The organism is Jiangella ureilytica (genome assembly GCF_004348545.1).
GTDB classification, from domain to species: Bacteria; Actinomycetota; Actinomycetes; order Jiangellales; family Jiangellaceae; genus Jiangella; species Jiangella ureilytica.
The window spans coordinates 68,619-77,645 of the sequence record NZ_SMKL01000028.1; the positions used below are offsets into that span (position 1 = coordinate 68,619).

Annotated in this window: 9 protein-coding genes; 6 read left to right on the forward strand and 3 right to left on the reverse strand. The window is 72.4% G+C overall.

What is annotated here, in order from left to right:
- Nucleotides 1-139 precede the first annotated feature (139 nt).
- The gene (locus E1212_RS14330) at nt 140-1,690 is read left to right on the forward strand and encodes a multicopper oxidase family protein (RefSeq protein ID WP_131983556.1); all 1,551 of its coding nucleotides are present in this window, start codon (nt 140-142) and stop codon (nt 1,688-1,690) included.
- A gap of 106 nt (nt 1,691-1,796) precedes the next feature.
- Nucleotides 1,797-2,531, forward strand: a complete 735-nt coding sequence (locus E1212_RS14335; protein WP_131983557.1) for an SDR family NAD(P)-dependent oxidoreductase — start codon at nt 1,797-1,799, stop codon at nt 2,529-2,531.
- Nucleotides 2,532-2,543: 12 nt separating this feature from the next.
- Here the strand turns inward: E1212_RS14335 and E1212_RS14340 are convergent, their stop codons facing one another.
- On the reverse strand, nt 2,544-3,089 hold the full coding sequence (locus tag E1212_RS14340; RefSeq protein ID WP_131983558.1) for a winged helix-turn-helix transcriptional regulator: 546 nt from the start codon (nt 3,087-3,089) through the stop codon (nt 2,544-2,546).
- Between the two features lie 159 nt (nt 3,090-3,248).
- Here E1212_RS14340 and E1212_RS14345 point away from each other — a divergent pair, with 159 nt between their 5' ends.
- Nucleotides 3,249-4,685, forward strand: coding sequence for an NAD(P)/FAD-dependent oxidoreductase (locus tag E1212_RS14345; RefSeq protein ID WP_131983560.1), 1,437 nt, complete (start codon nt 3,249-3,251; stop codon nt 4,683-4,685).
- Nucleotides 4,686-4,748: 63 nt separating this feature from the next.
- Here E1212_RS14345 and E1212_RS14350 read toward each other — a convergent pair whose 3' ends face one another.
- Together E1212_RS14350 and E1212_RS14355 are read right to left on the reverse strand one after the other, a co-directional pair.
- Nucleotides 4,749-5,183: a DUF7144 family membrane protein gene (locus tag E1212_RS14350; RefSeq protein WP_131983562.1), complete on the reverse strand. Its 435-nt coding sequence runs from the start codon at nt 5,181-5,183 to the stop codon at nt 4,749-4,751.
- Between the two features lie 191 nt (nt 5,184-5,374).
- Nucleotides 5,375-6,715 (reverse strand): right-handed parallel beta-helix repeat-containing protein, encoded by a 1,341-nt coding sequence (locus E1212_RS14355; protein ID WP_131983564.1) that lies wholly within the window; start codon nt 6,713-6,715, stop codon nt 5,375-5,377.
- A gap of 118 nt (nt 6,716-6,833) precedes the next feature.
- On the opposite strand from E1212_RS14355, the gene E1212_RS14360 reads away from it, so the two are divergent.
- The 3 genes from E1212_RS14360 to E1212_RS14370 all read left to right on the forward strand — a co-directional run bounded on the left by E1212_RS14360 (nt 6,834) and on the right by E1212_RS14370 (nt 8,896).
- Entirely contained in the window at nt 6,834-7,301 is a 468-nt protein-coding gene (locus tag E1212_RS14360) for a VOC family protein (RefSeq protein ID WP_131983566.1), read from the forward strand.
- Nucleotides 7,302-7,364: 63 nt separating this feature from the next.
- Nucleotides 7,365-7,706 (forward strand): YciI family protein, encoded by a 342-nt coding sequence (locus E1212_RS14365; protein WP_131983568.1) that lies wholly within the window; start codon nt 7,365-7,367, stop codon nt 7,704-7,706.
- Nucleotides 7,703-8,896, forward strand: coding sequence for an RNA polymerase sigma factor (locus E1212_RS14370; protein WP_131983570.1), 1,194 nt, complete (start codon nt 7,703-7,705; stop codon nt 8,894-8,896). The genes E1212_RS14365 and E1212_RS14370 overlap by 4 nt, the downstream gene beginning before the upstream one ends.
- Nucleotides 8,897-9,027 lie beyond the last annotated feature (131 nt).

Sequence of the window (9,027 nt, forward strand, 5' to 3'; positions counted from 1 at the left end):
ATCGAGGATCCATCACAGCGCGCTGTGGTCGAACCTTGGTGATCGGGCCGGCCCAGGATCGGAGCCCGAAGTCCCAGGATTTCGGACCTGGCGGGTCTCGGCACTCGGCATCCGGAGCGGCGTGGGCCAAGGTCGGTCCATGGACCACTCCCACCAGCACCACCACGGGCGCGACCCCGCCGCGGCGTCGTTCCCGATCGATCCGGCCGGGCTGCCCGAGGCGACCCGGCCCGCGGTGATCGAGCCCGGCGACGGCGACGTCATCGCCCTCGCGGTCGGCCCCGTCGCGAAGCGGCTCGGCGACACGACGGTGCGGATGCTCGCCTACGACGGCTCCGTCCCCGGCCCGACACTTGTCGTGCGGCAGGGCACCGAGCTGGTCGTCGACGTCACCAACCGGGGCGACCTCGAGACGACGGTGCACTGGCACGGCCTGCGCCTCGACAACAGCAGCGACGGCGTCCCGCACGACACGCAGGCGCCCATCGCCGTCGGCGGGAGCCACCGGTACCGGCTGCGCTTCCCCGACCCCGGCCTGTACTGGTACCACCCGCACATCCGCGAGGACTACACGCAGGAGCTCGGCCTCTACGGCACCATCCTCGTGCGCCCCGCCGACGCCGACTACTGGCCGGGCGCCGACCGCGACGTCGTCCTGACACTCGACGACCTGCTGATCGAGGACGGCCGCATCGCCCCGTTCAGCCCCACCGAGACCACCCACGCCGCGATGGGCCGGTTCGGCAACGTCTTCCTCACCAACGGCGAGCAGGCGCCGTCGTCGCTCACCGCGGCCGCCGGCGAGGTCATGCGATTCTGGCTGGTCGACACCGCCAACACCAGGGTGTTCAACGTGCGCATCCCCGGCGCGCGGCTCAAGCTGGTCGGCGGCGACTCGGGCCGCCTCGAGCACGACGAGTTCGTCGACGAGGTCCTGATCGCGCCGTCCGAGCGGGCCGTCGTCGACGTGCTGTTCCCCGAGCCGGGCGAGTACGCACTGGAACACCGCACCCCCGTCGGCACCCATCGGTTGGCGACGGTGACGGTGTCGGCTGCGGTCCCGGCGGAGCGGCCCGGCCCGGCGGCGGCGGGGTTCGAGACCCTGGGCGGCGCACCGGACCTGCCCGCCGAGCGCGCCGGCCTCGACGCCTGGCTCGCGGCCGAGCCGCACGAGGTCCTCTCGATGGTCGCCGAGATGCGCATGGACCACGACATGGACCACGGCGACATGGACCACGGCGACATGCACCACGACCACGGCCACCACGGCATGAGCCACGGCGATGCCACGGCCGGCGGCATCGAGTGGGAGGACGAAATGGCGGAGATGAACCGCATCTCCACGCCGGCCACCATGCGCTGGAGCTTCATCGACCCGGCGACGGGCGGGGCGCCGGACTGGCGGTTCACCGTCGGCGACCGGGTCAAGATCCGGCTGGTCAACGGGCTGGAGTCGGACCACCCGATGCACCACCCGTTCCACCTGCACGGCGCCGGCCGGTTCCTCGTCCTCGCCCGCGACGGCGTCACCGAGCCCAACCTGGTCTGGAAGGACACCGTCCTCCTCCGCACCGGCCAGACGGTCGACATCCTGTTCGACGTGACGAATCCGGGCCGGTGGATGGCGCACTGCCACATCGCCGAGCACATGGAGAGCGGCATGATGTTCGGCTTCACCGTCGACGCCTGACGCCGCCGCTGCGGGCCACGCCCGCGGCGGTCCGTGCATTGACCGCCGTCGAAGGCGGCCGTTACGGTGCCAGGAAGTGCATTTTGAAACGATTCGAAGGAGCGTCATGGTGGAGTTCGCGAGCCAGACCGTCGCCGTCGTGGGAGCGGCCAGCGGGATCGGCCGGGCGGCCGCCGTCGAGCTGGCGGGCCGCGGGGCCAGGGTGGTCTGCCTCGACCTCGACCACGACGGCGCCAAGACGGTCGCCGCCGCGCTCCCCCACGACGCCACCGCCGTCCACGTCGACGTGACCAGCCAGGAATCCGTCCGCACCGCCTTCGACTCCGCCGGCGCCGACCTGCACGCGCTCGTGAACTGCGCCGGCACCACGGGCCGAACCGGCCGCCCCACCCACGAGGTCGACGTCGACGACTTCGACCTGGTGTACCGGGTGAACCTGCGGGGCGCGCTGCTGTTGTCGCAGGCGGTCGTCCCGGGCATGGTCGAGCGCGGCTACGGGAGGGTCCTGCACGTCGCCTCCATCGCGGGCAAGGAGGGCAACGCCGGCATGGCCGCCTACTCCGCGACGAAGGCGGGGCTGATCGGTCTGGTGAAGTCGATGGGCAAGGAGTACGCGACCAGCGGCGTCACCGTCAACGCGCTCGCGCCCGCGGTCATCCAGACCCCCATGGTCGAGGCGATGCCGGAGCACCAGGTCCGGTACATGACGGAGAAGATCCCGATGGGGCGCCTGGGCACGCTCGACGAGGCCGCCCGCATGATCGCGTGGATCGTCTCCACGGACTGCAGCTTCAGCACCGGCTTCACCTTCGACCTCACCGGCGGGCGCGCGGTCTACTGATCGACGACGGCGTCAGCCTGCGGTTCGCGCGGACTCGCCGGCCGCCTCGACGGTTCGCGCGGACTCGCCCGCCGCCTCGTTCTCGGCGACCGCCGCGCCCATCCGTTCCAGCACCGACGGGGCCGAGGGGTCGCGGCGCGGCGCCCCCAAGTGGATCGAGCGGAGCTCGTCCATGAACTCCTCCCACAAGGGCCGGCCGCCGGCGGCGAGCAGCTCGGCCCGGATCCGCAGCCGGGGCGTCGTCGCCCGATGCTTCACGCCCCACGCCCCCAGCTCGGCGAAGACGGGGACCAGGTCGATGGCCGCCTCGGTGAGCCGGTAGGCCGCCCGCTGTCCGCGGCCGGCGTCGTCGCGGGTGAGCAGCCCGGACTCGACCAGCCGCTTGAGCCGGTCGGCCAGGATGTTCGAGGCGATGCCCTCCTCGGAGCCGGCCAGGATCTCGCGGAAGTGCAGGCGGGTGCCGAACATGATGTCGCGCAGCACGAGCAGCGTCCACCGGTCGCCGAACGCCTCGACGGCCAGGTTGATGGGACACCCCGACCGGGTGGGCTCACGCATGCACATCCTCCACGACGGCGAAGTGATTGCACTTTACCACCGCCGCCGTTTCGGCCGACGTCACGTCAGGACTGTTCCGCCGGTCACATCGGGTCGATAGTTGTCACGTACGGGACCCCCTCTGCCGTCGTCTGGGTAGGAAACACGAGGAGGCAAGCGATGCGCAGAATCCTGATCGTCGGCGGCGGCTACGCCGGTTTCTACACCGCGTGGCGGCTGGAGAAGAAGCTCCGCCGGGACGAGGCGGAGGTGACGCTCGTCGACCCGCGGCCGTACATGACGTACCAGCCGTTCCTGCCCGAGGTGACCGCCGGCTCCGTCGAGGCGCGGCACGTCGCGGTGCCGCTGCGGCGCAACCTGCGCCGCACCCGGCTGATCGCCGGCACCGTCGTGAACATCGACCACGCGCACAGGACCGCGACGCTGCGTCCGGCCGAGGGTGCCGAGCGCGAGCTGCACTACGACACCGTCGTGCTGACGGCGGGCGCGGTGACCCGGACGTTCCCGATCCCGGGCGTCGCCGACGAGGCCATCGGGCTCAAGCACGTCGAGGAGGCCGTGGCCATCCGCGACCGGCTGCTGACGGCGTTCGAGCGCGCGGCCACGCTGCCGCCCGGTCCGGAGCGGCGGAAGCTGCTGACGGTGACGTTCGTCGGCGGCGGCTTCACCGGAGTCGAGGGCTTCGGCGAGCTGCTGTCGCTGGCGACGGCGCTGCTCAAGTTCTATCCGGAGCTGAGCTTCGACGACCTCGGCTTCCACCTGATCGAGGTCCGCGACCGCATCCTCCCGGAGGTCACCGACAAGCCCGGCCAGTGGGTGGTCGAGCACCTCGAGAAGCGCGGCGGGCACGTCCACCTCGGCACCAAGCTGGTCTCGGCGGCGGACGACCACATCGTGCTCTCCGACGGCACCGAGTACGACAACCACCTGCTCGTCTGGACCGCCGGCAACCAGAGCAACCCGGTCGTCGCGCGGCACACGGACCTGCCGGTGCACCCGGACGGGCTGTTCCAGGTCCGCGCCGACCTGCGCGTCGGGACCGACGACGCCCCGGTGCCGGACGCGTGGGCGGCCGGCGACAACGCCGCCGTCCCGGACCTCGCGTCGGACGTGCCGGGTGCCTACACCGTCCCGAACGCCCAGAACGCCGTCCGGCAGGGCAAGCGGCTGGCTGCCAACATCGTCGCCGACCTGCGCGGGCGCAAGGTGAAGCCGTACGTGCACCACAGCCTCGGCACGGTCGCCACGCTCGGCCTGGGCAAGGGGATCTTCCAGTACCGCCGGATCGTCATCAAGGGCGTGCTCGCCTGGCTGATGCACCGCGGCTACCACGTGCTGGCGGTCCCGACGTGGGAGCGGAAGGTCCGGGTGTTCCTGGTCTGGGTCGCGGCGCTGTTCTACGGGCGCGACATCGCCTCGCTGCTCTCGGTGCAGCACCCCCGGGCCGCGTTCGTCGCCGCCACGCTCGGCGCCCGCCAGCGGCGGACCGCGCCGGACGCACCGGCTCCGGAAGCGCCGGCACCCGCGCCGGCTCCGGCCTCATCCGGAACGGAGGAGGCGGTCGCCGCGGCGCCACGGGAGGCTGGAGATTCCTGACCCGCCGCGGTGAAGGCGGCGATGGCAGGACGGCGCGCCACCGGACACCAGCAGCATCGCGGCTCAGCTGCCGGCGGTGATGTCCCGGCCATGCACGGTCAGCGCCCAGACGACGCCGACGGCCACCGCGATGATCACGACGGACCAGATCGGGTAGTACGGCAGCCACGCGAACGCCGCCAGCATGCTCAGCGCCGCGAGGATCACGCCCACCGTCCGGGCCACGACGGATCCCGTGAACAGCGCGGCGCCCGCGATCACCAGCACGATGCCCAGGATGAGGTGGATCCAGCCCCAGGTGTCTGCGTCGAAGTCGAAGACGTACTCCCTGACCTGCGTGAAGAAGTCGTCGTCGAAGATCGCGACCAGTCCGGCGATCGCATGGAAGACGCCGATCATGACCATCATGACGGCGGCGAAGACGGTCCAGCCCACGGCCCACGCGCTCGGCTCGTGGTAGTCGTCCTGCGTCTCACTCGGAATGTGGAGGTCGGTCATCTCGCACCTGCCCCGGCGGCGGTCGATGCCGGCACGCGGTTCGCGCCGGCTGCTCCCGACGATCACGCCCATGGCGACGATCCGCCTCACCCCCGGCGGGTGATTGTCTGCTCGCCGCCGGCTGTCGCTAGCCAGATGGTTGAGGGATCGGTGTCGCTAGGGCGGCAGTGATCCCTCAACCATTCCCCCCGTCACAGGGCCGATCGATCGGCCAGCAGGCTCGGGTCGGGGACGGGGAGAGTGTCGGTGTCCGGCCGCTCAGGCGTGTCCGGGAGCGGCTCCGGGACGGCCCTGAGATCGCCGTCGAGGCCCGGTTGCGGGCCGGGCGGGGTCACGTCGAGGAAGGGGACGCCGGGCGGGGCGGCGGGGACGTCGGTCAGGGTCACGCCGGAGATGTCGGCCGTCCCCGTGGGGCAGATCGCCGTCCCCAGCGCATCCGGCAGCACCGAGGCGAACCCGTTGTCCTCCAGGCAGGTGCCGTTCGACGGCGCACGGTCGGTGGAGATGTCGGCGATGTCGAGGCGGTTCCGGCCGAACTGGTTGGCGACGAACCGGTTGCCCAGCGACGGCACGTCCTCGGCGCTCCCGATCAACGCCCCCGCGGTGGTGTTGCCGCCGATCAGATTGCGCTCGATGACGTTCTGCTGCCCGCCGCTGATCCCGATGCCGACGCCGAACCCGCCCTCGGCGTGCGCAGGCGAGTCGGCCTGGGTGTTGTCGGTGACGACGTTGGCGACGACGACGTTGTCCTGCTGCGGGACGAACGCCTCCTGGTAGTCCGAGGTCAGCGTCATCCCCACCCGGTTGCCGGCGAACCGGTTGCCGGTGATCAGCACGCCGCCCGACGCGTTGGCGTTCTCGAAGCCGACGGCGTTGCGCTCGGCGACGTTGCCGGTGACCACGGCGTCGCAGTCGACGCACTGGCCGAGGTAGAACCCGGAGTCGGCGCCGCCCGAGGCGTAGCTGTCGACGATCGCGCCGTGCTGGGAGTGGAACGCGTAGATGCCGTACAGGCCGTTGTTGGTGGCGGTGACGTTGCGCACCTCGTAGCGCTGCAGCAGCTCCTCCTCGGGCGCCGCGCTGGAGTAGCCGTCGCCGGGGACGGTGCCGGACGCGTCGTGCACGCCGGAGATCAGCACCCCGGCCAGCGTGTACCGGGTCGCGGTCAGGTTCTGCACCCGCACGCCGTCGGCGATGCCCAGGATCCCGATGGCCCGCTCGCCCTCCCCGTCGACGACGACGGCGTTGCGGTCGGCCCCGCGGATGGTGACGTCGGCCTTGTCGACGACGACGGCCTCGGGGTACGTGCCGGCGTCGATCAGCACCATCCCACCGGGGGCGACGGCGTCGACGGCGGCCGCGATGGTGGCCGCGTCGGCCGGCACCCGGACCAGCTCCGCCCCGGCCTCGGCCCCCGTGGACGGGCTCGCCGATCCCCCGCCCGAGCCGCCGCTGCCGCCGTCGTCGCCCGAGCACCCGGCCAGGACGAGCACGAGAACGAGCAGGGCCGGGAAGGAGGATCGCGGGTTCATCGGTGCCACCGTAACCAGGCGGCCGCCCCGCCCGCGCCCGTTTCTGTCGTATCGGGACGCCCCCCGTTCGTCTCCTGGGTAGAAAGGCCACACGGGCCGTGACACCCAGGAGGACCCTATGAGCGTGCAGCCGATCCCCGCGCACTACCGCCGCGTCACCCCCTGCCTCGTCGTCGACGGGGCGGCGAAGGCGCTGGAGTTCTACGCCGAGGTGTTCGGCGCGACCGAGCGGATGCACTTCCCCGGGCCCGGGGGCACCGTCGCGCACGCCGAGATCGAGATCGGCGACTCGGTGCTCATCGTCGAGGACGCGTCGCCGATGATGGGCACCGAGCCGCCGCCCGCCGGAGGTCTGCCGGGGTCGCCGTCGTTCCTGTTCGTGTACGTCGAGGACGTCGACGCCGTCGTCGCCCGCGCCGTCGAGCTGGGGGCGACGCTGAAGCGGGCGCCCGAGGACCAGTTCTACGGCGACCGCGACGGCTACGTCGTCGACCCGTTCGGGCACGGGTGGACCATCGCGACGCACGTCGAGGACGTCGCGCCGGACGAGATGGGCCGCCGCCTGACCGCGATGCAGGAGGCCTGATCCGCGGCCGACCGCGAGGTCCCACGCCGCGGCGAGTCCCACCACGGAAAGGAAACCAGTCGGATGAAGTACGTGCTGTTGTTCGTCGACACCGAGCAGTTCGCCGCCGACCTCGACGCCATGACGCCCGACGACCGCGCCCGCGCGTTCGCCCTGGTCGACGCCTGGGTGGCCGAGCACCGCGGCGTCATCCGCGGCGGCAGCAAGCTGCAGGGCGCCCACACCGCCACCACCGTCCGCCTCGACGGGCCGGAGCCGGTCGTCACCGACGGCCCGTTCGTCGAGGGCAAGGAGGTCGTCAGCGGCTACTTCGAGGTCGAGGTCGCCGACCTCGACGAGGCGCTGCGCATGGCGAAGACCTGGCCGGGCTGCCCGGTCGTGGAGATCCGGCCGCTGGAGTCATGACGGCCGATCCCCACGCTGAGCTGGCCCGCGTGGTGCGTGAGCACGCGGGCCGGCTCGCGGCCGCCCTGGTCCGGCTGATCGGCGACTTCCCCACCGCCGAGGACCTCGTCCAGGACGCCGTCGTCGAGGCGCTGCGGCGGTGGCCGGCCGACGGCATTCCCGACCGGCCGGACGCCTGGTTGTTCACCGTCGCCCGGCGCCGCGGCCTGGACGTGCTGCGCCGCGAGGCCCGCTATCGCGAGAAGCTGGCTCTCGTGCAGTGGCCGGTCCCGTCGGAGCCGGACGAGCGGCTACGGCTGATCTTCACCTGCTGCCACCCGGCGCTGCCCCGGTCCGCGCAGGTCGCGCTGACCCTGCGGGTGGTGTGCGGGCTGACGACGGCGCAGATCGGGCGGGCGTTCCTGGTGCCGGAGACGACGGTGGCGCAGCGGATCACCCGGGCGAAGCGCAAGATCGCCGACGCGGGCATCCCGTACCGGCTGCCGGTCGAGGCGGATCTCCATGGCCGGGTCGGCGAGGTGCTCACGGTCGTCTACCTCATGCTCAACGAGGGCTACCTGTCCTCCGGCGGCGAGGTCGCCTCGCAGCGGCTGGTCGACGACGCCGAGTGGCTCGCCGCGCTGTTGCACGAGCTGCTGCCGGACGAGCCCGAGGTCGCCGGCCTGCTCGCCCTGATCCGGCTGCACCGGGCCCGCGCGGGCGGCCGCTTCTCCGCCGACGGCGACCTGGTGCTGCTGGCCGACCAGGACCGGTCGCGCTGGGACCACGCGGCCATCGCCGACGCCGTCGCGCTGCTGACCCGCACGGCCCGGCGGCGGCAACCGGGCCCGTACCAGTTGCAGGCCGCGATCGTCGCCTGTCACGCCGAGGCGCCGCGCTGGGAGGACACCGATTGGGAGCAGATCGTGCTGCTCTACGACCTGCTCCTGGCCGTGGCGCCGTCGCCGGTGGCGCGCCTGCACCGGGCGGTGGCGCTGCGGTACACCGACGGCCCGGCGGCGGCGCTGGCCGAGCTGGACGACCTCGCCGACCGCCTGGACGACTACCATCTCCTCCACGCCACCCGAGCCGGGCTGCTGCGCGACCTCGGCCGGCCGGCGCAGGCGCGGGCGGCGGACGAGCGGGCGCTGCGGCTCACCACCAACCCGGCCGAGCGGGCCATTCTGCACGAGCGGCTCAGCTGGGGCTGACTCCCGGTCCCCGGCCCACCCCACGCACTCACCGCTCCCCGGCCGCCGGACTCGAGTTGATCATGGAGAAGTCGGGCTTCTTGGCGGCGGGAAGCCCGACTTCTCCATGATCAACTCGAGCGGGGTGGAGC

Excerpts from the sequence above, each read along its gene's own strand:
- E1212_RS14335 (WP_131983557.1), top strand. The coding sequence starts at position 1,797 with ATGGTGGAGTTCGCGAGCCAGACCGTCGCCGTCGTGGGAGCGGCCAGC.
- E1212_RS14370 (WP_131983570.1), top strand. The coding sequence starts at position 7,703 with ATGACGGCCGATCCCCACGCTGAGCTGGCCCGCGTGGTGCGTGAGCAC.
- E1212_RS14350 (WP_131983562.1), bottom strand. The coding sequence starts at position 5,183 with ATGACCGACCTCCACATTCCGAGTGAGACGCAGGACGACTACCACGAG.
- E1212_RS14360 (WP_131983566.1), top strand. The coding sequence starts at position 6,834 with ATGAGCGTGCAGCCGATCCCCGCGCACTACCGCCGCGTCACCCCCTGC.
- E1212_RS14345 (WP_131983560.1), top strand. The coding sequence starts at position 3,249 with ATGCGCAGAATCCTGATCGTCGGCGGCGGCTACGCCGGTTTCTACACC.
- E1212_RS14330 (WP_131983556.1), top strand. The coding sequence starts at position 140 with ATGGACCACTCCCACCAGCACCACCACGGGCGCGACCCCGCCGCGGCG.
- E1212_RS14340 (WP_131983558.1), bottom strand. The coding sequence starts at position 3,089 with ATGCGTGAGCCCACCCGGTCGGGGTGTCCCATCAACCTGGCCGTCGAG.
- E1212_RS14365 (WP_131983568.1), top strand. The coding sequence starts at position 7,365 with ATGAAGTACGTGCTGTTGTTCGTCGACACCGAGCAGTTCGCCGCCGAC.
- E1212_RS14355 (WP_131983564.1), bottom strand. The coding sequence starts at position 6,715 with ATGAACCCGCGATCCTCCTTCCCGGCCCTGCTCGTTCTCGTGCTCGTC.